Origin of the sequence: Lysinibacillus sp. JNUCC-52 (genome assembly GCF_015999545.1) — a bacterium.
GTDB lineage: Bacteria > Bacillota > Bacilli > Bacillales_A > Planococcaceae > Lysinibacillus.
In genome coordinates this window covers 1,969,262-1,994,728 of the sequence record NZ_CP065546.1, presented here as the reverse complement: position 1 = coordinate 1,994,728, position 25,467 = coordinate 1,969,262, and the positions used below count along the sequence as shown (strand labels likewise).

Annotated in this window: 27 protein-coding genes and 1 other annotated feature; of the genes, 16 read left to right on the top strand and 11 right to left on the bottom strand. The window is 36.7% G+C overall.

Features of this window, described 5'->3' with window-relative positions:
- Nucleotides 1–13 precede the first annotated feature (13 nt).
- The gene (locus tag JNUCC52_RS10150; RefSeq protein WP_337982213.1) at nt 14–871 is read right to left on the bottom strand and encodes a DegV family protein; all 858 of its coding nucleotides are present in this window, start codon (nt 869–871) and stop codon (nt 14–16) included.
- Nucleotides 872–961: 90 nt separating this feature from the next.
- Nucleotides 962–1,771 carry a Cof-type HAD-IIB family hydrolase gene (locus tag JNUCC52_RS10145; RefSeq protein ID WP_173478092.1) on the bottom strand — a complete coding sequence of 270 codons (810 nt, stop codon included), beginning with the start codon at nt 1,769–1,771 and terminating at the stop codon, nt 962–964.
- A 125-nt stretch (nt 1,772–1,896) separates the two neighbouring features.
- Here JNUCC52_RS10145 and JNUCC52_RS10140 point away from each other — a divergent pair, with 125 nt between their 5' ends.
- Nucleotides 1,897–2,661 (top strand): serine aminopeptidase domain-containing protein, encoded by a 765-nt coding sequence (locus tag JNUCC52_RS10140; RefSeq protein WP_173478091.1) that lies wholly within the window; start codon nt 1,897–1,899, stop codon nt 2,659–2,661.
- Between the two features lie 53 nt (nt 2,662–2,714).
- Complete coding sequence (locus tag JNUCC52_RS10135; protein WP_173478090.1) at nt 2,715–3,023, top strand: metal-sulfur cluster assembly factor; 309 nt, start codon at nt 2,715–2,717, stop codon at nt 3,021–3,023.
- Between the two features lie 140 nt (nt 3,024–3,163).
- Here JNUCC52_RS10135 and JNUCC52_RS10130 read toward each other — a convergent pair whose 3' ends face one another.
- The gene (locus JNUCC52_RS10130; protein WP_228134372.1) at nt 3,164–3,859 is read right to left on the bottom strand and encodes a Crp/Fnr family transcriptional regulator; all 696 of its coding nucleotides are present in this window, start codon (nt 3,857–3,859) and stop codon (nt 3,164–3,166) included.
- A gap of 258 nt (nt 3,860–4,117) precedes the next feature.
- Here JNUCC52_RS10130 and JNUCC52_RS10125 point away from each other — a divergent pair, with 258 nt between their 5' ends.
- Nucleotides 4,118–6,244 carry an ATP-dependent Clp protease ATP-binding subunit gene (locus JNUCC52_RS10125; protein ID WP_173478088.1) on the top strand — a complete coding sequence of 709 codons (2,127 nt, stop codon included), beginning with the start codon at nt 4,118–4,120 and terminating at the stop codon, nt 6,242–6,244.
- Between the two features lie 55 nt (nt 6,245–6,299).
- On the opposite strand, the gene JNUCC52_RS10120 is transcribed toward JNUCC52_RS10125, so the two are convergent.
- Entirely contained in the window at nt 6,300–6,494 is a 195-nt protein-coding gene (locus tag JNUCC52_RS10120; RefSeq protein ID WP_024362521.1) for a YjzD family protein, read from the bottom strand.
- A gap of 377 nt (nt 6,495–6,871) precedes the next feature.
- On the opposite strand from JNUCC52_RS10120, the gene JNUCC52_RS10115 reads away from it, so the two are divergent.
- The 3 genes from JNUCC52_RS10115 to JNUCC52_RS10105 all read left to right on the top strand — a co-directional run bounded on the left by JNUCC52_RS10115 (nt 6,872) and on the right by JNUCC52_RS10105 (nt 9,410).
- Nucleotides 6,872–7,810, top strand: a complete 939-nt coding sequence (locus JNUCC52_RS10115) for a beta-ketoacyl-ACP synthase III (protein ID WP_173478087.1) — start codon at nt 6,872–6,874, stop codon at nt 7,808–7,810.
- A 30-nt stretch (nt 7,811–7,840) separates the two neighbouring features.
- Nucleotides 7,841–9,082, top strand: coding sequence for a beta-ketoacyl-ACP synthase II (gene fabF / locus JNUCC52_RS10110; protein WP_173478086.1), 1,242 nt, complete (start codon nt 7,841–7,843; stop codon nt 9,080–9,082).
- A 97-nt stretch (nt 9,083–9,179) separates the two neighbouring features.
- Nucleotides 9,180–9,410 carry a YuzI family membrane protein gene (locus JNUCC52_RS10105; RefSeq protein ID WP_337982012.1) on the top strand — a complete coding sequence of 77 codons (231 nt, stop codon included), beginning with the start codon at nt 9,180–9,182 and terminating at the stop codon, nt 9,408–9,410.
- Here the strand turns inward: JNUCC52_RS10105 and JNUCC52_RS10100 are convergent.
- On the bottom strand, nt 9,388–9,702 hold the full coding sequence (locus JNUCC52_RS10100) for an immunity protein CdiI family protein (RefSeq protein ID WP_337982011.1): 315 nt from the start codon (nt 9,700–9,702) through the stop codon (nt 9,388–9,390). The genes JNUCC52_RS10105 and JNUCC52_RS10100 overlap by 23 nt on opposite strands.
- Before the next feature lie 15 nt (nt 9,703–9,717).
- Entirely contained in the window at nt 9,718–10,707 is a 990-nt protein-coding gene (gene trpS, locus JNUCC52_RS10095; RefSeq protein ID WP_173478084.1) for a tryptophan--tRNA ligase, read from the bottom strand.
- Nucleotides 10,708–10,770: 63 nt separating this feature from the next.
- Nucleotides 10,771–11,002, bottom strand: a binding site (T-box leader).
- Between the two features lie 492 nt (nt 11,003–11,494).
- On the opposite strand from trpS, the gene spxA reads away from it, so the two are divergent.
- The 4 genes from spxA (at nt 11,495) to pepF (ending at nt 16,203) form a co-directional block, all read left to right on the top strand.
- Complete coding sequence (gene spxA, locus JNUCC52_RS10090) at nt 11,495–11,890, top strand: transcriptional regulator SpxA (RefSeq protein ID WP_024362527.1); 396 nt, start codon at nt 11,495–11,497, stop codon at nt 11,888–11,890.
- 438 nt (nt 11,891–12,328) lie between these two features.
- Complete coding sequence (gene mecA, locus JNUCC52_RS10085) at nt 12,329–12,997, top strand: adaptor protein MecA (RefSeq protein WP_173478083.1); 669 nt, start codon at nt 12,329–12,331, stop codon at nt 12,995–12,997.
- A 169-nt stretch (nt 12,998–13,166) separates the two neighbouring features.
- Nucleotides 13,167–14,291, top strand: coding sequence for a competence protein CoiA (locus tag JNUCC52_RS10080; protein WP_337982010.1), 1,125 nt, complete (start codon nt 13,167–13,169; stop codon nt 14,289–14,291).
- A 94-nt stretch (nt 14,292–14,385) separates the two neighbouring features.
- Nucleotides 14,386–16,203, top strand: a complete 1,818-nt coding sequence (pepF, locus tag JNUCC52_RS10075; RefSeq protein WP_337982009.1) for an oligoendopeptidase F — start codon at nt 14,386–14,388, stop codon at nt 16,201–16,203.
- 598 nt (nt 16,204–16,801) lie between these two features.
- Here pepF and JNUCC52_RS10070 read toward each other — a convergent pair.
- The 4 genes from JNUCC52_RS10070 to JNUCC52_RS10055 all read right to left on the bottom strand — a co-directional run bounded on the left by JNUCC52_RS10070 (nt 16,802) and on the right by JNUCC52_RS10055 (nt 19,692).
- Nucleotides 16,802–17,611, bottom strand: coding sequence for a ClpXP adapter SpxH family protein (locus tag JNUCC52_RS10070; RefSeq protein ID WP_173478080.1), 810 nt, complete (start codon nt 17,609–17,611; stop codon nt 16,802–16,804).
- Nucleotides 17,604–18,011: a globin domain-containing protein gene (locus JNUCC52_RS10065; protein WP_173478079.1), complete on the bottom strand. Its 408-nt coding sequence runs from the start codon at nt 18,009–18,011 to the stop codon at nt 17,604–17,606. Before JNUCC52_RS10065 ends, JNUCC52_RS10070 begins: the two co-directional genes overlap by 8 nt.
- Before the next feature lie 252 nt (nt 18,012–18,263).
- On the bottom strand, nt 18,264–19,055 hold the full coding sequence (locus JNUCC52_RS10060; protein WP_228134373.1) for a lytic transglycosylase domain-containing protein: 792 nt from the start codon (nt 19,053–19,055) through the stop codon (nt 18,264–18,266).
- Between the two features lie 46 nt (nt 19,056–19,101).
- Nucleotides 19,102–19,692 (bottom strand): CYTH domain-containing protein, encoded by a 591-nt coding sequence (locus tag JNUCC52_RS10055; RefSeq protein ID WP_173478078.1) that lies wholly within the window; start codon nt 19,690–19,692, stop codon nt 19,102–19,104.
- A gap of 228 nt (nt 19,693–19,920) precedes the next feature.
- Here JNUCC52_RS10055 and JNUCC52_RS10050 point away from each other — a divergent pair, with 228 nt between their 5' ends.
- From JNUCC52_RS10050 to JNUCC52_RS10025, 6 genes are all read left to right on the top strand, one after another.
- A complete protein-coding gene (locus JNUCC52_RS10050) occupies nt 19,921–20,304 on the top strand; it encodes a UPF0738 family protein (protein WP_173478077.1) in 384 nt (127 codons plus the stop codon).
- Nucleotides 20,305–20,366: 62 nt separating this feature from the next.
- Nucleotides 20,367–21,038, top strand: coding sequence for a GTP diphosphokinase (gene yjbM / locus JNUCC52_RS10045; protein WP_173478076.1), 672 nt, complete (start codon nt 20,367–20,369; stop codon nt 21,036–21,038).
- On the top strand, nt 21,035–21,829 hold the full coding sequence (locus JNUCC52_RS10040) for an NAD kinase (protein ID WP_173478075.1): 795 nt from the start codon (nt 21,035–21,037) through the stop codon (nt 21,827–21,829). The genes yjbM and JNUCC52_RS10040 overlap by 4 nt, the downstream gene beginning before the upstream one ends.
- Nucleotides 21,822–22,730, top strand: a complete 909-nt coding sequence (locus tag JNUCC52_RS10035; RefSeq protein ID WP_337982008.1) for an RluA family pseudouridine synthase — start codon at nt 21,822–21,824, stop codon at nt 22,728–22,730. The genes JNUCC52_RS10040 and JNUCC52_RS10035 overlap by 8 nt, the downstream gene beginning before the upstream one ends.
- A gap of 231 nt (nt 22,731–22,961) precedes the next feature.
- A complete protein-coding gene (gene mgtE / locus JNUCC52_RS10030) occupies nt 22,962–24,338 on the top strand; it encodes a magnesium transporter (protein WP_173478073.1) in 1,377 nt (458 codons plus the stop codon).
- A gap of 53 nt (nt 24,339–24,391) precedes the next feature.
- Nucleotides 24,392–24,820, top strand: a complete 429-nt coding sequence (locus tag JNUCC52_RS10025) for a hypothetical protein (protein ID WP_337982007.1) — start codon at nt 24,392–24,394, stop codon at nt 24,818–24,820.
- Between the two features lie 66 nt (nt 24,821–24,886).
- Here JNUCC52_RS10025 and JNUCC52_RS10020 read toward each other — a convergent pair whose 3' ends face one another.
- Entirely contained in the window at nt 24,887–25,411 is a 525-nt protein-coding gene (locus JNUCC52_RS10020; protein ID WP_173478071.1) for a CotY/CotZ family spore coat protein, read from the bottom strand.
- Nucleotides 25,412–25,467 lie beyond the last annotated feature (56 nt).

Genomic DNA, 25,467 nt, shown 5'->3' with positions numbered 1-25,467 from the left:
TGTTCTCATTATGCTATGCTTGGTAGCTCTTATTCGTAAAGAAAATAGCAATCGTACCTGGTCCAACATGAGAACCAATAACTGAACCAATCATTGTTATTTGAACTTCTTTTGGAGCGAATTTTTCCTGTATCGATGCCTTTACGTCGTTCGCGAAGGCCTCGTCATCACTGTGACTAATGCCAACAATTTTGTCAGAAAAATCACCACCGCGTTCTTGCATAATATCTAACATACGTGCAATCGCTTTTTTACGACCACGTGATTTTTCAATCGGTACAAGTTTGCCATCCTCAACATTTAAAATTGGCTTAATGCTAAGGAGCCCACCAAGAAATGCACTTGCTTTCGAAACACGACCGCCTTTCGCAAGGTAGTCTAAATCTTCCACTGTAAAAAGATGTTCCATCTGTGAAGCGAGTGAGGAGACTTTTGTTTCAATTTCCTCAAGCGGTGTATCAGTTTTACGTAGTTGAACGGCTTCTTGAACGATTAAGCCATGACCTAATGAGGCACATTTAGAATCGATAATTGCTAGCTTTAACGTAGGATATTGCTCGATTACTTGGTTGCGAATCATTACAGCTGTACTATACGTGCCTGACAATTCAGATGAAAAGGCGATATAAATGCCTTGCTCTCCGCTTTTTGCAAGGTCTTCAAAATGCTTTAAAAAAAGTTCTGGTGAAACTTGTGAAGTTTTTGGATGTGCGCCTTGTCGGATAGCGTCGTAAACTTCTTTAGAATCAATCGATAGGACATCATCATATTCGTTGTTATTTACTTGTACTCGTAGTGGAAGTAGAATGACATCATTCTCTTCGTAGTAAGATTTCGGTAAGTCACATCCACTATCAGTATAAATTTTCATCATCTTAACCTCCTAAAAAATTATATTTATTAGTAATTCTATACTTCGTCCAAATTTTAAATGGCTGAAAAAATGGCAATAGCTACTTATCTATGATAATTTTAAGCGCTCAATCAGTATTTTAGCAATGCCATCATCGTTATTCGTCGTTGTAATTTCATTGGCAATGTTTTTTAAGCTAGCGATTCCATTCCCCATAGCGACGCCGATACCAGCATAATCAATCATTTCTAGATCATTGTCCTCATCACCAAAGGCGATAATACGCTCACGCGGAATACCTAAATCTTTAGCTACATGTGAAATTCCGACAGCTTTATTTAAGCCACGACGCACAATTTCAATAATGTGAAGCGGAGCACCCCAACGACGATGCTCAATCACTTCCGCATGAACTTCTTGTAAATGGTCACGTATAATCATTGAGTTAGTTTCGTTAGCTTGAATTAGTAGACTCGTTGGATTAACTAATAGATTTGTCGAAATATCACCGAGCGTAATTTTGGGATTACCCATGTTAAAAATGTTTAGTATCCGATCATCCTCTGTATGCACATATATGTCATCTTTTACTTCAGCGATAATATTTTCATATTCATAGCTATTTACCGAATCGACAACCTCTCGTACAACGTTCAAGTCAATCGGTGTATGCATTGTTTGCCAAGCAGCATTTTTAGGATGGTGGACATAAGCACCATTAAAATTAACAATAGGTGTTGTTAAACCAAGCTCATGATAGTAAATGTCACTTGCACGGTAAGGACGACCTGTGGCAATCATCACTTGATGCCCTTGTTCCTTAGCCTGCAATAATGTTTTTTTAGTTTTTAAAGAAATTTGTTGTTGGTCCGTCAATAACGTACCGTCTAAATCCAAAACGATTAAATGCGGTTTCATTGCATGTTGCCCCTTTCCTATATGTTTGAATAGTATCTCTTTGTAATCCATACGTCAAAATTTTGTCACATTGAAAAAAGTTTGCTAACATAAAAAAGGTTAGACAAAAGTTGGGAGTGACAAGAATGTTAGTAAAGAATGAAATTTGGGGACAAATTCCTTTGTTACATATATCGACAGATAATATGAATGAAAATACCCCCGTAGTAATTTTCTTACACGGCTTTATGAGCGCAAAAGAACATAACTTACATTATGCATACCAGTTAGTAAATAAAGGGGTGCGTGTCCTATTACCAGATGCAAAACTTCATGGTGATCGCAGTGAAGGATTAACAGAGACTCAAATGAATCTACATTTTTGGGATATCGTTTTAAATTCTATTCATGAAGTAGAGCAATTATATAAAGAATTAAAGAATAAGCAATTACTAGCTAACAATAAAATTGGTGTGGCTGGCACTTCGATGGGTGCAATCGTTACATCTGGTTGTTTAAAACGTTATGATTGGATTCAAACGGCAGCAATATGTATGGGTGGCCCAGGTTTTATTAAATTAGGTGCCTATCAATTGCAGCAAATGGCTAAAAGCGGTGTGAAATTTCCGATGTCCGAACAAGAAGTACAAAAAACGAACGAACTTCTCGCAAAATATGATATCAGTTTAACACCAGAACAATTCGCTGGCCGCCCAGTATTCTTTTGGCATGGTGAGCATGATAAAACCGTTCCTTTTAATGATACGTATGACTTTTATTTATCATTACGTGCATACTACGATGAAAATCCGAGCAACTTAAAATTTATTGCAGATAAACATGCTGGTCATACTGTAACACGTACAGGTATGCTAGCGGCAACTGATTGGCTTGCACAGCATTTGGCATAATAAGAAGCATCTGCTATGATTAAGTTAACACTGTGACGAAAGGAGAAATACAGATGGATCAAGATATGAAAGACAGCATGTTAAGTGCATTAGAAAACGTAATCGACCCTGAGCTTGGAATTGATATCGTCAACTTAGGTTTAGTATATGATGTAGATTTAGATGACGAGGGGTTAGCGACAGTTACAATGACACTAACGTCAATGGGCTGTCCAATGGGACCAGTTATTGTCGACCAAGTAAATACAGCTATGAGTGAACTACCAGAGGTGAAAAGTACAAATGTAAATATTGTATGGAATCCACCATGGTCTAAAGATAAAATGTCTCGCTATGCGAAAATGGCATTAGGTGTCCGTTAGAAGTTGGCCTTCTAACGAGATGAATAAAAAATCCCTGCTTGCACATAACTGTAAGCGGGGATTTTTTATTTATTTTTTACTGTTAAGTAGACAAAATGAAATCGCAAATGTCCTACATACGACGCGCTATAGTTAATAAATCAGTCTATACGGCAAATTTGTAATGGGCAATTTTCACAGGCAATTTCATTTTTTAAATATTGTAAATCAAGAATCGTAATATAACCTTTTTCGAAGGATAGAATGTGATGCTTTTTTAGATCATTCAACATACGGTTAATCATTTCTCTACTTGTAGCACATAAATTCGCAATTTCTGAATTCGTTAATGGAAAATCGATAAAAATGGACTCATTTTCTAATGGCTTGCCATAAGTATTTGAAAGGCGAATTAATGTTGAAAATAAAGCACCTTTTTTACCATTTAACACTAAATCACGTAGTCGGCTTTGATATTTTAAATTTTCTGTTTGCAACCATTTCATATACTCTACCATTAAATGTGGCTGCTCCACTAATAGATGCTCTAATGATTTACGACTTAAAACATACAACGTTGAAGTTTCTAAAACTTTAGCTGTCATCGAAAAATAAGTAAGGTTACAAAATAATGAGCCTTCACCAATTATACTATCAGGACCGCAAATTCGAATTGTTAATTCCTTGCCACTCTCGGTTTCCTGGCTAATCGAAATAGCACCTGTTTTAATATAATAAATCTCTTTAGCTCGTTCCCCTTCTAAGAAAATTTTACTATCTTTATTCACTTTAATAAAAACACCATTGTTTTGAAAAAGTGCATGCATTTTCTCTTGGATATTATCCATTAGTACCATATATCAAACACATCTCTTTCTTTTTGTAATAGAAATTACCTGTATTACAAAAGGATGACGATAATCATTTCGATATACTAAAACAACGAAACATACCACTATTATAACGTAATTTTCCATTTTTCAGTAAAAAATTTTTGAGCTTTTTTTTTGCTACGGTTTGTCGATTGTTGTAAAATAAAGTTAGTCAAAAAAGGTCAAACTTTTAATTGAAATTAAATTAGGGTAAAGATATAAAAAGAGAAGAGGAGTGCTACAATGCAATTTCAACAAACTGATGATAAAAAACCATTAGAGCAATTTGGTCGTAACTTAGTAGAAGAAGTAAAAAACGGCAAAATGGACCCAGTAATTGGACGTGATGAAGAAATTCGCAATGTCATTCGAATTTTAACACGTAAAACGAAAAATAACCCAGTATTAATCGGTGAACCAGGGGTAGGTAAAACAGCCATTGTCGAAGGGTTAGCACAACGTATTGTAAAAGGTGATGTTCCAGAAGGATTAAAAGAGTGTGTATTGTACGAGCTTGATATGAGCGCATTAATAGCGGGTGCAAGTTATCGTGGTCAATTTGAAGAACGATTAAAAGGCGTATTAAAAGAAGTGAAAGAATCTGAAGGGCGCATTATTTTATTTATCGATGAAATCCATACGATTGTTGGTGCTGGTAAAACAGATGGAGCAATGGATGCTGGCAATATGTTAAAACCGATGCTTGCACGTGGTGAGCTTCACTGTATAGGTGCTACTACACTAGACGAATATCGTATGTATATTGAAAAAGATCCCGCTTTAGAACGTCGCTTCCAACAAGTGCTTGTTCGTGAACCATCTATCGAAGATACTGTTTCTATATTACGTGGCTTAAAAGAACGCTTTGAACTGCATCATGCGGTTCGTATTCATGATCGGGCAATTGTAGCGGCTGCTGAGCTTTCAAATCGCTATATTACAGAGCGTTTTTTACCAGATAAAGCGATTGATTTAATAGATGAGGCATGCGCAATGATCCGTACAGAAATCGATTCAATGCCACAAGAATTAGATGCGGTGACTCGTCGAATAATGCAATTAGAGATTGAAGAACAAGCATTACGTAAGGAAAAAGATGAAGCTAGTAAAAAACGTCTGGAGCAATTACAAGAAGAGTTAACAAAACTTAAAGATTCATCCGAAGGCATGCGTAAACAATGGGAAGCAGAGAAAGAAGCATTGCAAGGCATCCAGAAAAAACGTGAATTACTGGATAAATATCGTCGTGATTTAGATGAAGCGGAAAGTAAATATGATTTAAATAAAGCAGCTGAATTACGACATGGGAAAATTCCTGCCCTTGAAAAAGAGCTTCAAGAGATGGAAAAACATTTAGAAAAAGGTAGTGAGACACGTATTTTGCGTGAGGAAGTTACTTCTGATGAGATTGCTTCAATTGTATCTCGTTGGACTGGTATTCCTGTCACGAAGTTAGTGGAAGGCGAACGTGAAAAATTACTGCGTTTAAAAGATACATTACATGAACGTGTTGTGGGGCAGGATAATGCAGTTCAGCTTGTTACAGAAGCAGTATGGCGTGCACGAGCAGGCATTAAAGACCCACATCGCCCAATTGGTAGTTTCTTATTCCTAGGGCCAACGGGTGTAGGTAAAACAGAGCTCGCTAAGGCACTTGCTGCCCAGCTGTTCGATTCTGAGGAGCATTTTATTCGTATTGATATGAGTGAGTATATGGAGAAACATAGCGTATCTCGTCTCGTTGGTGCACCTCCAGGCTACATTGGCTATGAAGAAGGAGGACAATTAACGGAAGCCGTTCGTCGTAATCCGTATGCTGTTGTATTACTTGATGAAATTGAAAAAGCTCATCCTGATGTAGCGAACATTTTATTGCAAATTTTAGATGATGGTCGCATTACAGATAGTCAGGGACGAATGGTGAACTTTACAAATACCGTAATTATTTTAACATCCAATATAGGCTCTAGCTATTTAATGGAAGCACAAGAAGATGATGCTGGAGTCGAGGATTTAGTTATGGCGGCATTACGCCAGCACTTTAAGCCAGAGCTATTAAATCGAATGGACGATATTATTATGTTCCATGCGTTATCTGAAGAACATTTCACAGCCATTGCTTGGAAATATGTTGAGCAGCTTGTAAAACGTGTAGCTGAGCAGGAAATTACGTTAAATGTTGATCAAGACGTAATTGATTGGGTTGTGGAACATGGAGCAGATCCACAGTTTGGTGCACGTCCTTTAAAACGCTTTGTGCAACGGTATATCGAAACAGCAGTTGCTAAGGAGTTACTGCGTGGCGAAGTGCTACCAGGAGAAACATTGCATATTAAAATGCAAAATGGCCAGTGTGTAGTTGAAAAATAATAAATAGAAAAAAACCTGTTTCGCATGAGGCGAGACAGGTTTTTTATGATTTTGATTAATGATGGTCTGCAGCTTCTGGTGTTGGCTCGTTTGGAATGATTGCGCCAATAACAAAAATTAGTACAGAGAATACAACTGAAAGGATCGCACCAGTTTGGAAATCAAATGGTACTCCAATTACAGCACTTACTACGTAGTTTAACATAGAAACTAGTAAGAATGACCATATGAACGTTACGATATATTGCATTAATTTCACCTCAACCGAACTTTTTTATTACATATACATTATCATATCATAACATAAGCCGAAAAAAAAAGAACCTTTTATCAAAAAGTGACGCATTCCAAGCGGTGATTTATGGCAATATTGTCACAACATTTTAGCTTGTTGACAGAACGGAATTGTTTAAGCAGCGATGGAGCGAGTTCTAATGGCGATAACAGAAGTTTTATCGGTGATTAAGAGACTTCATTCGGCGATAGTAGGACTATTACCGTCGATGGGACGACTATCTTCAATATGGTATACTAAATTTTAATTCACCTTGCACCATTCCTTCATGATGAGTTATAATTATGACCAGTTACTAATAATTGATAGTAAGAAAGCAGAGGGGTTGCTATATGAACGCAGGTATTTTAGGTTTAGGCAGATACGTTCCTGAAAAGGTCGTTACGAATTTTGACTTAGAAAAAATTATGGACACTTCGGATGAATGGATTCGAACTCGTACAGGAATTGAAGAACGTCATTTCGCTGCAGATAATCAAGAAACTTCAGATTTAGCAGTTGCAGCTGCGAAAGATGCTATTGCAAAAGCAGGTATTACACCTGAAGAAATAGGATTAATACTTGTAGCAACTGTAACACAAGATCAAACATTTCCAAGTGTAGCATGTATGGTTCAAGAGCAAATTGGAGCTGTAAATGCAGCAGCGATGGACCAAGCAGCAGCTTGCGCAGGATTTATATATAGCTTAGTGACAGCAAAACAATTCGTAGAATCAAGCGCTTATAAATATGTCTTAGTAGTAGGTGTTGAAAAGCTGTCAAAAGTCATTGATTGGGAAGATCGTAATACGGCAGTCTTATTCGGTGATGGAGCAAGTGCTGCCATTGTCGGGCCTGTCTCAGAAGGTAGAGGGATTTTATCATTTGAGCTTGGCGCAGACGGCACAGGCGGTAAACATCTTTATTTAACACAGCAGGAAACAATTGCGATGAACGGTCGTGAAGTATTTAAGTTTGCTGTACGTCAAATGGGTGAATCAGCAGTGAATGTATTAGATAAAGCTGGTTTAACAAAAGAGGATGTTGATTTTTTAATTCCACATCAAGCGAACATTCGTATTATGGAATCAGCACGTGAACGTTTAGCATTACCAGCAGAAAAAATGTCTAAAACGATTCATAAATATGGTAATACATCAGCAGCTTCTATTGGTATTTCTTTAGTTGAAGAGCTTGAAGCAGGTAAAATAAAAGATGATGATTTATTAGTACTTGTCGGTTTTGGCGGTGGCTTAACATGGGGTGCCGTTGCAATGAGATGGGGAAAATAACATAGAAAATTGCTTGAGAGGAGTAAGACAATGAGTAAACGACGAGTAGTAATTACAGGAATTGGCGCTGTTACACCACTAGGGAATAGCATCGAAGAAACATGGGCAAATATCAAGGCTGGTAAATCAGGCGTTGGTGAATTAACACGCTTAAATAAAGATCTATTTGCTGCCAAAATCGCTGCTGAAGTAAAAGACTTCGATATTGAAAAGTATATTGAACGTAAAGAAGCTCGCAAAATGGACCGTTTCACGCATTATGCACTAGCAGCGTCTATTATGGCGATGGAAGATGCACAGCTTACAATCGATGAAGAGTTAGCACCACGTGCAGGCGTATGGATTGGCTCTGGTATCGGCGGGATGGAAACTTACGAAAACCAGTTTTTAACGTTCCAAGAGCGTGGGGCAAGACGTGTTAGTCCATTCTTTATCCCAATGATGATTCCAGACATGGCTTCTGGTCAAGTGTCTATTCACTTTGGAGCTAAAGGTATCAATTCTTGTTCAGTAACAGCTTGCGCATCAGGGACGAATTCAATTGGTGATGCATTTAAAGTTATTGAACGTGGCGATGCAGATGTTATGATTTCAGGTGGGGCCGAATCACCAATCGTAACGATGGCAGTTGCTGGCTTCTGTGCGAATACAGCATTATCATTAAATACAGATCCTCAAACGGCTTCTCGTCCATTCGATAAAAACCGTGATGGCTTTATTATTGGTGAAGGTGCAGGGATTGTTATTTTAGAAGAATACGAACATGCAAAAGCGCGTGGCGCAAAAATTTATGCAGAAGTTCTTGGTTACGGTTCAACTGGCGATGCGCATCATATTACTGCACCAGCTCCAGAAGGTGAAGGGGCAGCGCGTGCGATGATTCAAGCATTAGAAGACGGTGGAGTAGACCCTTCACAAGTTGGGTATATTAACGCGCATGGCACAAGTACGCCATACAATGATTTATTTGAAACTCAAGCAGTAAAAACTGCTTTTGGTGAACATGCTTATAAACTAGCGATGAGTTCTACTAAATCCATGACAGGTCACTTATTAGGTGCAGCTGGTGGGGTTGAAGCTATTTTTACAGCACTTGCATTAAAAGAGGGCATTTTACCGCCAACAATTAATTTAACAGAGCCAGATCCAGAATGTGATTTAGATTATGTGCCGAATGAAGCTCGTGAGGCCAATATCGAATATGCAATGAGTAATTCCCTTGGTTTTGGTGGACATAACGCAAGTCTATTATTTAAAAAAATTGAGGAATAATTAAAAAACGTCAGCCGAATTTACAAGGCTGACGTCTTTTTTTTAAGGCTAGCGAATAGAAAAGAAAGTAAGAAGAAATAGAAAGGATGCCGTTTATTTGTTTCGTCTTTTTATATTTTTAATGAGCTATGGATTAATGATACTTTCTATTGGCAATTTAATTTTATATTTAAATTACAGGACACTTGGATATTCCTGGTCGGTTGTCTTTAAATTTATTGTGCATACGACAGAATTTTATATAGCAATTGGAGCCTGTATTGTACTTTGTAGTGTTGTGCTTGATTTTGGTGTTGATCGAACAGCTAATTTGAAAGATAAGGTATAAATGTAACGGGTATCGCTAATGCTACTGCCACTTTTTGGGCCAAGTCTTCACCTTGCACATCATGATTTTTCGCTAAATATTCCATACCTTCAATAAATGAATCTGTTTCAAGATCAATCCATTCACCAAACTTACACATCCATGTTGTCAACTCATCTTGTAATGCCTCTTCTAACGGAAGTTGTTCTAATTCTAAATTGGTACGACAATGACCACACCATAATGGATCAGCACCAAAGTCACTTTCTAACAAAAGCGCTTTGATTGGTTTATTACAATGTTCACAGTACATGTGCTAATTCCTTTCTTAGCGACGTGTGCGGCCTAAGCCCATAGCTTGTTCCATACGCTTTAAAGTTGCGCTAGCAATAGCATTTGCCTTTTCTGCACCTTCATCTAAAATGATATCTAATTCAGAAGACTCTACAAGGTTATAAAATCTTTCTTGGATTGGTGTAAGGTGGTCGATAACTGCTGTAGCTACACTTTGTTTAAAGCCGCCATAACCGATACCTTCATATTTTTTCACTAAATCATCAATTGATACACCCGAAATAGCAGATTCAATCGTTAGTAAATTCGAAACGCCTGGTTTATTTTCAACATCAAATGCTACAATACCATCTGAGTCCGTTACGGCTGATTTGATTTTTTTCTCAATATCTTTTGCTGTATCTAAAAGTTTAATCGTTGCTTTTGTATTTGGGTCGGACTTGCTCATTTTTTTCGTCGGCTCTTGTAATGATTTAATACGAGCTCCAGCTTTTGGTAATTGAATTTCAGGGATAGTTAAAACGTCACCGTAGCGTTTATTAAAGCGCTCAGCAAGATCACGTGTTAGCTCAATATGTTGCTTTTGATCGTCCCCTACAGGAACAATATTCGTGTTATATAATAAAATGTCAGCAGCCATTAATGGTGGATATGTTAAAAGAGCTGCAGAAACAGTTTCTTTACCATGAGATTTATCTTTGAATTGTGTCATACGCTCTAGCTCACCGATAGAAGCAACACATTGTAGCATCCATCCAGCTTGAGCATGGGCAGGCACTTCTGATTGAATGAATAATGTAGACTTTTGAGGGTCAATACCAGTAGCGATATAAGTAGCAGCTAAGTTACGAATGTTTTGACGTAACTCTTTTGGATCTTGAGCAACCGTAATAGCATGTTGGTCAACGATACAATATATAGCATTGCCTTCTTCCTGCAATGCTGGGAATTGCTTGAATGCACCAAGATAATTTCCTAATGTCACAATACCTGTTGGCTGTACGCCTGAAAAAATTGTTGTCATAATAAGTTCCTCCTCGGTTTCGAAAATAAAAAAACATCATGCGTCCTCATTAGAAATAACTAATGAAGGGACGAATGATGTTCGAATCCGCGGTACCACCCTGCTTGCCAAAAAGGCCTCTTAGCTTCGTAACGTGAAGAGACGAGCTTTGCTAATAGGTATCAAGTATATACTTGTACGTTCACAAAGCTAACTCGGAAGTCCATTCCAAATGCATACATGATCTGTTTCCAGCAACCACAGACTCTCTATACATGTATATTGCATATGTACTACTCTTCGTCAGCGTTTTTAACTACATTATAAATGTAGATGTTTAGCGCAAATGCGCTTTTCTTATTGCACCACATTATAGTATAAAGACTTATCTAAATGCAAGTCTGCAAATTCAGTCTTTAGACTGAACTTTTTTTGTTTTGTCAAAAAAAGCAACCTGCAGTTTGAAAGCTGCGTCATGATTGTACACGTCTAAGTGACATTATTCTCGTTTGTATTTTTTAATTGAGAACAACTAGTTTCCGTATATTCATGTTTAAAATGACGTGCTTATGGGAATATTATTATTAGTTCGTAGGACATACAAAGGAATTAGACACTTTAAGGTAGTATTAAAAGACAGAATATTTTGTAACAAAGTCATTTACTATGCATTCTTTTTTTCCTTGGAACTATATTCAAATACAGCTGAGTGCTGTATAATGGAACTGTAGTTTTACATTACATTAATTCTAATTTAACAAAATGGTCTATAGATAACGAAAACAAAGAGAAAGGATGTGTCAGTATGATAGTTACTTTATTTACATCACCAAGTTGTACGTCTTGTCGTAAAGCGAAAGCATGGTTAGAGGAGCATGAAATTCCATATACAGAACGTAATATTTTTTCTGAACCGTTAAGCATTAGTGAAATTAAAGAAATTTTACGCATGACGGAGGATGGAACAGATGAAATCATTTCAACTCGATCTAAAATATTTCAAAAATTAAATGTAGATGTTGAAAGCTTACCGTTACAACGCTTATATGAACTAATTCAAGAATATCCAGGATTATTACGACGACCAATAATTTTGGATGAGAAACGCTTGCAAGTAGGCTATAATGAAGATGAAATTCGAAGATTTTTACCACGTAAGGTTCGGGCTTATCAATTACAAGAAGCACAGCGCATGGTGAACTAAAATCCTCCTATATTGCATAGATTAAATGTATTAGGTGTTACAAATGCAGAAGCATGCATGTTGTGACATCTATTTTTTTATGTTTTACTTATGTAAAAACCTTCAAACAAAACTAATAATTAATAGGTAAAAGTCATATATTTCCCTAAAAGTATGTTAAACTTGATTTAATCAAAATAGTTTACTACAATTTCAATAATTCAAATATCTTCTTTGAAATGGTGTATATCCTTTTCATTTTATGAAAGAACAGCATACAATAGAATTAGAGACAACTGTGAACAAAAAATTTATGATTACAGTTGCTCGATGACTTTTCTGTGGTGTGGTCAAAGGTTGAAAAACAAGGGAGTATGAAGGTTAAAAACAATGAATCAAAGCATACTAATGGAATAATACTGTTTTTCGACAAATGACAGTGAAGGGAGATGAGGTCTAGTGGACATCGAACGTGTAAATGAAAATACACTCAAGCTCTTTATTACGTACAATGATATAGAGGATCGCGGCTACAGTCGTGAAGAAATTTGGTACAACCGAGCAAAGGGTGAGCAACTTTTTTGGGATATGATTGATGAAGTGAATACGGAAGATTATTTTGATGTAGAGGGTCCGATTTGGATTCATATCAATGCGTCGGAAGTAGGCTTAGAAATCATTGTCACACGTGCACATATTTTAAAAGACGGTGAAACATTAGATGGTCATTCACATTATGATGAACAAAAAAGTATGTTTGCCCCATTCGACGAAGTAGGAGAGGATCTTCTTAGTCAATTAACTCAATTTGGTGACATGGATGAATCAGAGTTATTTATGGATACAGACATTTATGTTTATAAATTTAAAGATATAGATGAGTTAATCCCCGTTGCAAAACGGATGACTGATGATTTAGTGGATTCCTCATTATTCAAATATGAAGGTTGTTACTATTTAGTAGTAGACTTTGGGAACGCAGATGATGATTTAAATCGTCATGATAAAAATGCAGTCATTAAAGAGTTTTTAAGCCCTTCAAATTTCACAATTCATCGTCTTGAAGAATATGGCGAAAAAATTATGGAATACAATTGCTTCGAAACTGTTCGAAAATATTTTAGTTAACATCTTTTAAGCTTCTGATGGAGCTATTAGACTGTAGACATACTCAGAAATTTGAGTAAATCTACAGTCTTTTTTTGTGCTAAAAATCAAATTTCAAAGAAAAGCAGATAATTAGTTGGCTTAAAGAATAACTTTATTTACAATGAGTGCAAAAAGGAGAAAGATGGTTATGCTAATTGCCTATACAGAGCAACAGCAATTATTTATCTCATATCAACATTCGAGAGAAGCCTTACAAAAGTATCGCCAGCTTCAACAATTTTTTTGCCCTCAATGCCAGCAGCCTGTTCAATTAAAAATCGGTCAGCTGAAAATCCCACACTTTGCTCATATTGCTAGCCATTCTTGTGATCGACAATTTTCAGAAGGAGAATCACAGCTTCATTTACGGGGAAAAATTCAATTATTCGAATGGTTGAAATCGCTCGGGCATACAGTAGAGCTGGAGCCATTTTTACCGAAATTAGCTCAACGACCAGATATTTTATTACAAAGCAAAAAGCAAACGATTGCAATGGAATATCAATGCAGTGCGATAACAAACGAAAACTGGCTATTACGAACAGAAGGTTATGAGAAAAATCACATCCAAGCGTTATGGCTATTTCAAACCCCGCAGAACAAATATAAAGCGCATGCTATTCAAAAAATTAGAATTTCGCCTATCTTTCAAAACGTGATTAATTATTCAGCGAGCAATGTGCCATATTTAGTTACATATGATGCGAATGCAGCTCAATTTAATTATTGGACGAATCTTCTTCATGTTCACGGGCATACTTTTATAGCGCAAGTACTAAATATCCCACTTGAAAAACAACACTTTCCATTTTATGAGCCAAAGTTAATTACGTATGAAGCGTTTATTATTTACTGGCATACGTATAAAAGATTATGCCAACAGTATGTAAAGCAACGTTTAATGCGCAGTAAAAAAGGCGTGCAGGACCTTTTTTTACGAAGTTGTTATGAATTGAGGTTTTCACTTAATGCATTGCCGAATTATATTGGCATACCTGTTAAAAATGCAAATGCTATTCCAATTTCTCCAATAGAATGGCAAGCCATTTTATTGGATTTTTGCAGGAAACGGCAGTTACCACCTTCAGTGCTGTGTAAAGAGGATATTCAATTATTTCTAACGCTTCTCAATCTAGAGCCAACAAATATAAGAGTGCAAGTGATTGAAAACTATGCAAAACTGTTAGGGCATAGTTTCCTTCAACAAGATGACAGTATGGGAATGTTGGAAAAAGTATATGAGCATTTGTATTGTCATATAAAAGCCTCATAAGGAGGAAAAGGTAGGTAGATTATTATTTGCAATTGTCGCAATATATTGAGAAAATGTTAGGAGAAGGAAAGTCATATATAAAGGGGGCTGGCTCATGGCTAGTAACAGCAATCGAGTATTAATGAGAAGTGAAGTACCAGTAGAGTTAACTTGGCGATTAGAAGATATTTTTGCCACTGATGCACTATGGGAAGAGGAGTTTAAGAAGGTCGCAGAACTAGCAAAAAAAGCACCTAGCTATGCAGGTACTTTAAAAAATGGTTCAGATGCCTTATTAGCAGTATTAACATATTACGATGAAATTTATCAGCGTACAATGAAACTGTATACGTACGCACATATGCGTAATGATCAAGATAAAACGAATAGTTTTTATCAAGATTTGTATGGGCGTATTCAAACGTTAGCGACTAATATTTCAACGGCATTATCATTTTTAACGCCTGAAATTTTATCATTAAGTGAAGAGACAATCGAAAGCTATTTAGCAGAAAATAAAGATTTACAATTATATAAGCAATCATTGAAAGAAATTTCAATGACTCGTCCTCATGTGTTACCTGCTGATCAAGAAGCATTACTTGCACAGATGGCAGAGGTTACAGGCACCGCATCGAATACGTTTGGTATGCTGAACAATGCGGATTTAGTTTTCCCTATAGTGAAGAATGAAGAAGGGGAAGAAGTCCAGCTGACACATGGTAATTATATTAAGTTTTTAGAAAGTAAAAATAGAGCGGTACGTGAAGCTGCATTTAAAGCGATGTATGAAACGTATGGTAATTTTAAAAATACATTTGCGGCTACATTAACAGGCAATGTAAAAAAACATAATGTAAGTGCCAATATTCGTCATTATGATTCTGCACGTCATGCTGCGATGTCAAATAACTTTATTCCAGAAAGTGTATACGATCAATTAGTCGAGACCATTCATAAGCATTTACCAGCTATGCAGCGTTATATTGCTTTACGTAAAAAGCTATTAGGTGTGGATGAACTGCATATGTGGGATTTGTTTACACCACTTGTCCAGGAAGTTGACATGCAAGTGCCATATGAGGAAGCGCAGGATATTTTAGTGAAGGCGCTAGCACCTCTTGGGGAAGAATACCAAAGCATCGTACAAAGTGGTTTTGATAATCGTTGGGTGGATGTGTTGGAAAACAAGGGGAAAACGAGTGGTGCTTATTCATCTGGTACTTACGGTACGAATCCGTATATTCTTATGAACTGGCAGGATAATGTAGATAATTTATTTACATTAGCCCATGAATTTGGACATAGCGTACACAGTTATTACACACGTCAAAATCAGCCATATGTCTACGGAGATTATTCAATTTTTGTGGCTGAAGTAGCTTCTACATGTAATGAAGAATTATTGAATGATTATCTGTTAAAAACAATAGAAGATCCTCAGCAAAAAATTTATTTATTAAATCATTGGTTAGACAAGTTCCGTAGTACAGTTTTCCGACAAACAATGTTTGCCGAATTCGAGCATATGATACACCAGATGGACAAAAATGGAGAATCATTAACAGCGGAACGTTTAACGGAAGTATATTATAATTTAAATAAGCTCTATTTCGGAGAGGCAATGGTAGTTGATGAGGAAATCGGTCTAGAATGGGCACGTATTCCACATTTCTATTACAATTACTACGTATATCAATATGCTACTGGCAAATCTGCCGCTACGGCATTAAGTAAGCAAATTTTGGAGGAAGGTGAACCTGCTGTAGAACGTTATATTAATAACTTCTTAAAAGCTGGTTGCTCTGACTTCCCAATAGATGTGCTAAAAGCAGCAGGTGTTGATATGAATGTAGCAAAACCAATTGATGATGCTTGTAAAGTATTTGAACAACGATTAAATGAACTAGAAAAGTTATTGTTGAATAATTAATTTGTATGGCTGTAGTAAAATTACTACAGCCGTTTTTTTCTGCTAATTAGAAAAGGACATTTTAGAAAAAATAATTAATAATGATTTTCTTTGATTTACAAATGAAAAAAAGGTACCATCTTGTAAAAATACTCTATTGTAATCGCTTTCTATATGACAAATTTGTGAATCTAAAGCAGGATACATTGCTTAATTTATTATTCCATGATAAAGTGAATCTTGTGAAATAAATCACAAAACAAACATACACCCCTTTGTTTGAACGTGAACATTTCTCCCATCCCCTTTGTGAAAAAGAGGCGTCTCTATCTGTCGAGGATAGAGGCGTCTCTTTTATTTTAGGTCTTTATTGCTATCAGCATGTAGTTTATGTGCCATTAGTAGTTTTAATATTAAGCATCTCTTTTACTAATGATGCGAGTGATGCGTTGTTTTATTGCTGAGACTATTGATGCGATTTTTCGTCTATCGATAATGTTTTGGATGCACGGCTTTGAAAATCCGTTATTTTAATTACCAGTTTTCTAAATAAAAAAAAGGATAGGTCTCTCATATACTCAGAGAGTTCCTAACCTTTTGGAATAAAAGTATAATTGCATTATTTAATACGCCATAGTGTAGCGTAATCTGTTTGAATCCGTTCTATCTTTTGTTGCAGCATCCGTTTTTTTAATTCACGCTCAGCTGCTTGTTCTGTTAATGAATAAATAAAAGCTATATCATTTGTAGAAAGTGTTTGATACTTTGAAAACAATTCTTCAATGGTTGGTAACGGTTGACGTATAAGCTGCTCGTTCAACATCTCTTGTAAAATATGTTCATAAACTTCATAGGAATAGCTGCCACTTACCTTTAAACCTTCATCCTCAATGCATTCATTGAAAAATACGATACTCGGTACTTCATCTACTTCCATTTCCCGTTTTATATATAAATCGCATTGGAAGGCACGTGCGGCTTCTTTTGAACCAAAGTCTACAACAAATTCATTCATATCTAATTGGACATCCTCTGCAATTTTTAAAAGCGTTGCATAGGAATTTACATCCTGGTAGTTCAATACAACATATTCCTGTAATTTCGATAAGTAGCGAGCGCCTGCACGTTTACCCTGTAATTCAGCTGCTTTTATCGCTATAGAGGGTAACACAGGGTGATTAATATCCAGCTCAATCCCAGATTCGCAACCTTTCATACGCTTGCTCAGACAATTAAGTGATGAAAGCTCTGTGCTTAAGACAAAACGCCATGAAAAATAATGATTGTATTCTAGTTGTAGTTTGCGAATGATGGATTGCATACTAAAAGCTTCAGGACAAAGTGGATCTACGAAAATATACAATTCAATTGGCTTATTAGCAGTAGAAATCGTCGGTGTTGGTTCTTGCAACATTTGAATATTATTCACGTAATAATTCCCCCTCATCGTCATTAGGTGTATTAATCATGTGATGAGCTGTTAATACTAAGCGATGGTAATAAGTTTCACGGAACTTCCCTTCCAAGCCAACTTCATCCATTGCTTCGGCCATACATTCTAGCCATGCTTGTGCACGATCGGGTGTAATTGGAAAATTCATATGACGCGCACGCATCATCGGATGTCCGTGCTCTTCAGTAAAAAGATTTGGACCACCTAAATACTGTGTTTGAAATTGAATTTGCTTACGTGCTGTCTCTGTCAAATCTTTTGGGAAGATTGGTATAAGTTCAGGATGCTGTGCAACTCTTTTATAGAACGCATGTATGAGTTCAGAAAGTTTTTCAGCGCCCAGCTCCTCATAAGGAACAGTGTATTTTCGACTCATAAGTAAATGCTCCTTTTATTCTTTATAGGAAGTATATCGTAAAGTGCAAATCAATATGTTGATGTACAATTTTATCTAATACTAAGTTGAATAGAAAAATGTGAATATCTTGTGACTACCTTCATTCTATCAACGTCCATTCGTTTACACAAACAAAGAGCACTTTGAAAATGTTTTCGCTAGAAAAGAACAAATTTCACCAACGTGGGTGAAATTTGCTGAAAAAGACCGTAATTACAGGTTTTATGCGATTTACACAGTGTAGTAATTCATCACTTTTTTGACATAATTCTGTGTTTCTTTGAATGGCGGAATTCCATTATATTTTGTAACACGAGAAGCACCAGCATTATAAGCTGCCAATGCAAGTGTTGGATCATTATCGAATTTATCGAGCATTTGACGTAAATATTTGGCGCCTGCCATAATATTTTGTTCAGGATCAAAAGAATTCGTTACACCTAAAAATTGTGCTGTCTTTGGCATTAATTGCATTAAGCCTTGTGCTCCTGCATTGCTGACAGCTAATGCATTAAAGTTGGACTCCTGCTTTATAACGGCTGCGATAAGCTTGGCAGGTACATTATAAGTAGTCGAAGCCTTGTCAATGATATCGGCGTATTTATTTGCTCCAGTAAGTGAATTTGCATAGGCAGTTGATCCAATTACATCATCAGATACATAGGAATCAAGGCTAGTGCTGGATTGCATTTTTGCTAACGTAGCCTGAATCGAAGCAGGTATATACACGGAATTAGAGCCATTATAAAGCAATGATTGCAGCGAGCTGTTTGTTGTTCCGACAGACATACCTGTTAAACTATTTAGCTGATCCATGAAATTTGCAGAGCTTGAAGAACTCATACCAAGCAAACTAGATAATTTTGCACTATTAGTTGTTGTAGCATCACCTAACATTTCGTCAATCATATCAGAAAATAATGAATTGCTATTTGTGAAAGAATTAGCTGAAGTATTTTCTGTTGAACCTAGTGTTTGCAGTGCTTGTATTTCAAGCATCGTTCTTAAAGATTGGATATCCAATTAGTTGGTCACCCTTTCGTTTGTACTATAGTTGTAGTTGCTTTATTTATTGTTGCTTAATTGATTGAAGTGCTTTCATAAATCGGGCGATTTTTTTTTCAGCAATTTGTTTTTCTATACCATATTGCTGTAGAAATTCGTCGAAGATTGCATTTCCTTTTATTTCATCTTTTGATTCATATTCTACCTCATAATCGTCACACTGCAAATAGAAAGAATGATCAAATACAAGAAGTCCGTCTTTATAAGGGATTTCGACACGATCTGTTGTAAGGGAACCGAACACAGCTAATTGCTCTAGTGGTATATTGTGTAGCGCCAGTCTTTTTGCAACTTCAGGTGCATAAAAGCCTTGACCAGCAAGCATTTTTTCAGCATGCGTTGCAGTTAAAACGTCTGTCGTCTCTAAATGGGCATGTTTTGAAGATTTTTCTTTTAATGTACATTCGTAATAAGTGTCTATTATTCGAATTCGTAGTCCACTTTGCAATTTGCGAATAGCATTGGAAGGCGTGTCGAAATAATGATTTGTTTGACGATGAATAGCATTTTCTTTGATTTGGAAATCCTCTAGTAATTGTTCATATTGTTGTTTGGTTAACACATTTTTAAATTCAATTTCAAGTTGTTGTGCCATCTATGTTCACCCTTTATTATTAGTTTTTACCTTGTTTATGCAGAATTTCTCCAAATATACACTTGTTAAAGTGGAGGTCACCTCTTTCAAGTACGCTCGAAAATAATGTCACTAAGAGGTAATTGATTTTTAACAAGCGTTTGCTTGTAGTTTTGCAATTACACACTGCAACTATTTACCCCATATGCTAAAATAAGAGGAAGAGAACGACGAAAAGGGGACCCACATGTGCGTAAAATATATACAATAGAATCATTTTATTTTGAAAACCAGCAACCTCATTTTAGTTTAAACGACAATAATAAAAATTTACAGTTAAAGCCTGCTGCTCAATTAATTGCAGACTCAGATGATTTTGCTTTTATTTATTTACTAGATGCAGGAGAGGACTATCATTATTTACGTTTTCCATTGACTAGTTGGGAGAATCTTGTACATATTTTACAAGCTAAACAAAACCCAATGTTAAAAATAGATGAAGAAGTCATTGAACTTACAAATTTTTACGATGAATTGGAAATGCTCGTGTATAATATTGAAGGAAATTACAATTACGGAGCAGAATTTGTTCAGGCAGTGGAACAACACTTCAAGGCAGTTCTCGCTGAATAAAGAGACAAAACGAACAGACGGTATTGCGATTGTTCGATACCGAATGTCGGGAGGTTTTAGCGATGGGACAATGGGAGATTTTTTTAAGTCCTTATAAACAAGCAGTAGATGAGTTAAAAATAAAATTAAAAGGTATGCGTTCCCAGTTTGGCATTGTCAATGCAAATTCACCAATTGAATTTGTCACTGGACGAGTAAAGCCACTGGCAAGCATTTACGATAAAACTTTAGAAAAAGGACTAGCCTTTGAACCTTCGAAACAACTTGGCGACGAGCTTGGCGATATTGCAGGTGTTCGTATTATGTGCCAATTTGTAGATGATATTTCGACGGTGACAGAGCTAATTCGACAGCGGAAGGATATGCGTGTTGTTGAAGAGCGTGACTATATCACCCATAGTAAACCAAGTGGTTACCGATCACATCATATGATTGTAGAATACCCCGTTGAAACCATACAAGGAAAAAAGGTAGTGCTAGCTGAGATTCAAATTCGTACATTAGCTATGAATTTTTGGGCATCAATAGAACATTCACTAAATTACAAATATAAAGGCATGTTTCCAGAGGAAATAAAGAATCGTCTGCAAAGTGCTGCTGAGGCTGCCTTTCGGTTGGATGAAGAAATGTCATCGATTCGCAGTGAAATTCAAGAAGCGCAGGCCTATTTTAGTGAATTTAAAGAGGCATCGAATCCTAGTTTACTATCAGAGAAGGAGCGTGACTCACAATGAAATTTTCCATTCAATCACGTAGAGATGCACAATCAAATGAATTAATGGAGCTAGCAAAAACATATTTACAAGATTTTGGATTAACCTATGATGAAGAGACGCCTGAAATTGTTGTATCAATAGGCGGAGACGGAACATTATTACACGCCTTCCATCGCTACTCACATTTGCTAGATCAGGTAGCATTTGTCGGTATTCATACAGGTCATTTAGGATTTTATGCGGATTGGAAGCCTTCGGAATTAGAGAAATTGGTGTTATCTATTGCCAAGAAGGACTTTAATGTTGTGGAGTATCCATTACTGGAAGTAAAAGTGGAGCATCATAATACAGATTCAAATACTTATTTGGCGTTAAATGAAGCGACAGTGAAATCACCAGATGTTACGCTCGTAATGGATGTAGAATTAAACGGCAATCAATTTGAGCGTTTCCGTGGCGACGGCCTTTGTGTTTCCACACCTTCAGGTAGTACAGCCTATAACAAAGCACTTGGAGGAGCGATTATTCATCCAACATTAGCTGCACTTCAAATTACTGAAATAGCCTCTATAAATAATCGTGTTTTCCGTACAGTTGGCTCGCCATTGATATTACCTGCACATCATCACTGTGTGTTACGCCCTGTCAATGAGCAAAACTTTAATATGACAGTTGATCATATTCAAGTTACACAAGGCGATGTAAAATCCATTGCTTTTAATGTCGCCAATGAAAGAGTTCGCTTTGCTCGCTTTAGACCTTTTCCATTCTGGGAACGTGTGCATGAGTCATTTGTTGCCAATGAATAATAGCGATAGAAGATTTACGCTTCAGTTTCTAGCTGAGAAGGATGGCCAATTATTGCGTGAAGCTTTAGCAGAATGGCAAATATCCAAACGGGCCTTAACAGCTATTAAATTTGAAGGGGGCTTATTGATGGTGAATGGTAACGAACAAAATGTACGTTACCCTCTCCGTATAGGCGATCAAGTAGAAGTAAAATTCCCACCAGAAGAGAAAAGTGATGGGCTTGCCATTGAATATGGCGAGCTTGCTGTTATTTATGAGGATGATGCGCTGTTAGTACTCGATAAACCAGCACATCAAAGTACTATTCCATCTCGGGAGCATCCAACAAAAAGTATTGCGAATGATGTTTGCGGCTATTTCGAACAACAGAATTTAGCTTCTACCGTTCATATTGTGACAAGACTTGATCGGGATACATCTGGCTTGTTATGCATTGCAAAACATGCGCATATTCATCATCTAATGGGTTTAGCCCAACGCTTTGGTGAAGTATCACGGGAATATGAAGCAATTGTACATGGACATTTAACACAAAATCGCCAGTCTATCATAGCGCCTATTGGACGCAAAGAAACAAGTATTATTGAGCGTGAGGTACGACAAGATGGACAATATGCACATACAGATGTAACTGTATTACAGCGTTTTTCTGTTCAAGGCGAGCCGATGACGCATATCCGCTTAAAGTTGCATACAGGACGAACGCACCAAATTCGTGTGCATATGAGTTATTTGGGGCATCCGCTCGTTGGTGATGATTTATATGGAGGGAGTCGCGATCTAATAGATCGGCAAGCGTTACATTGCGTATCGTTATGTTTACAGCACCCTTTAACAAAAGAGCAACATTATTTCTCTAGTCCGCTGAAGGATGATATGCTACAAATATTAAATAATTGAGGAGGTGTTCGCAAAAACGGGCATCTCCTTATCATTTTTACTAAAAAAAATTATCTTAATAGCATGTTAACAGAAAAATAAGCAATTGTAGGGTATAGTATAGTAGAAAGTTGTTGCTACCTAAAAAAAGAGTTTGCACAAATAGTACATGCACACTATTATATAAAAGGTAGATTTACATCAATGTATGTAAAATGAAATGAATTCAACGCTCGGAAGGAGGGGACAAGCATGATAGAGGAAAGAAATGAAAAGGATGATGTGCAATTTGACGAAGCACATTTACGAGGTATGCTCGAGACCAATGATATTACCGCATTCCGTGATGAGTTTTTAGAACTTCATCCATATGATCAGGCAACGTTTTATGAAAAGGTGGAGCCTGATATACGAAAGATCATCTATTCGTACTTGTCTCCGACGGAAATGGCTGACATTTTTGAGGCAATCGAATTAGATGATGATGAATATAAAGCATATTTAGCAGAGATGGATCCCGCCTATGGTGCGGAAATGCTGTCTCATATGTATGCCGATGATGCCGCAGACGTCTTAAATGAACTAGATACTCAGCAACGAGAAAGCTACTTAGGCATGATGGATGAAGAAACAGCTGGAGAGATTAATGAGCTTTTAAGCTATGATGAATATACAGCTGGTTCTATTATGACAACGGAATATGTGGCTATTCCTGAAAATTCTACAGTGCGTTCGGCAATGGCGATATTACGTAAAGAGGCACCGAATGCCGAAACGATTTATTATATTTTCGTTGTGGATGAGGCGCATCGACTTACAGGTGTTATATCTCTTCGTGATTTAATTATTGCTGACGAAGATACACTTATTCGCTCCATTATGAATGAACGTGTTGTAATGGTCCATGTTGGGGATGACCAAGAAGAAGTAGCACAAATTATGAAAGATTATAATTTCTTGGCGACACCTGTTATTGATGATAAAGGTGAACTTTTGGGGATTATTACAGTCGATGATATTATCGATGTTATTGATGAAGAAGCATCTGAGGATTACTCTAAATTAGCGGGTATTTCAGATATGGATAAATTTGATACAAGTCCTTGGCAAGCAGCGAAAAAACGATTGCCATGGCTTGTCGTATTATTATTTTTAGGCATGCTAACAGCAAATTTAATGGGCCAATTTGAAGATACCCTCGATAAAGTTGCACTACTAGCTGTCTTTATTCCACTTATCTCGGGTACTTCGGGGAATAGTGGGACACAAGCGTTGGCTGTTGCCATTCGAGGTATTGCTACTGGTGATGTCGAAGAACATAGCAAGATGAAACTGCTACTTCGAGAGGCTGGTACGGGAATTTTGACTGGTATTGTTTGTGGTATTATCGTTATTGGTATTGTATATATATGGAAAAACGAATTAATTTTAGGCATGCTTGTAGGGGCAGCTATTTGTGGTTCAATTTTAGTGGCTACGCTTGCTGGATCATTTATCCCATTATTAATGCACCGCATGAAAATTGATCCTGCTGTTGCATCGGGTCCGTTTATTACTACGTTAAACGATATTACAAGTATTTTAATTTATTTAGGACTAGCGACAATGTTTTTAAGTCAAATAGGCTAAGAACCAATTTCTTCGTTTTAGCATATTGTAGGGAAAAAAGGGAAGTGATAATTGTGGAGCGAGAGCCACGCCTATATATAAAATCACCAACTTATTTCTTAAACATTTCCAAAATGCTACATGAACTTGATTTGGATGAAAGTACGTCTGTGTATGTAAGGGATCAATATGCAAGCGAGTCGAGTGAAGAAGAAGCGCTGTTAAAACAAAAGGAAGAAAAAGTAGAATTACAAGTAAAAGAAGAACAAATTGATGAGTATTTAATTAAACAGTTGCGATTTTTGGAAAAACCATTTCGTCAAAAGGCCTACCAGCCATTATTAATTAGTTTAAAAGATGGTAGAAAATTGAGTGGAACTGCTTCTGATATGCAAGAGGATTCACTTATGTTGACGTCGAGGGAATTTAATACACAAGAAATTATTTACTTTGAAGATATCGAACAAATATTATGGCGAGGAAAAAAATTGCCAACATTATAAAAAAAGTGTACAGCAGAGGATGCTGTACACTTTTTTTTTATGTGTAGTGTGTCAAAGGAGAAAGACTTAATCACAAATCCCTAAGTCAACATCAGCGATACATTGTACAGCGCAGAAACAAGATAGATCCACAGTAATACAGCTATCAGTGGAGTTCCAATCATCTACTTTACAAATTTTCTTCATATTAACGCAGCAGCCATCACGACTTAATAAGTCAACTGTGCTTTCAGTAGAATCATAAGTACATAAAGGTTCTAAAACACGTAAAGTAGCACAGCATTCATCAAACATATCTTCGACACGGAAAAATACTGATGTACATTTACAAGGATCTGCTGATGGTGAGCTAAAGAATGCTTTAAATGGAGTACCGTCTTTTGTAATTAACATGAATACGCGTGTGTCTGCTGCTGAACGTGCAGGACTTACAATCCCGCCTAGTGGTTCTAAGAAACAGTTTGCTGTACATGGAGAACACTCATCTCGCACCGCTTGATTTTGAATATCTAGAATTGCACGAACTACGTCACATACGCAGCCTGCTGATTGGATAGGTCCAATAGGATTTGTTGGTTTACCACAACCCATATCGTCACCTCCTTTCTTTCTAATACTTCTACAATATGTACTTTTAAAAAATGGAC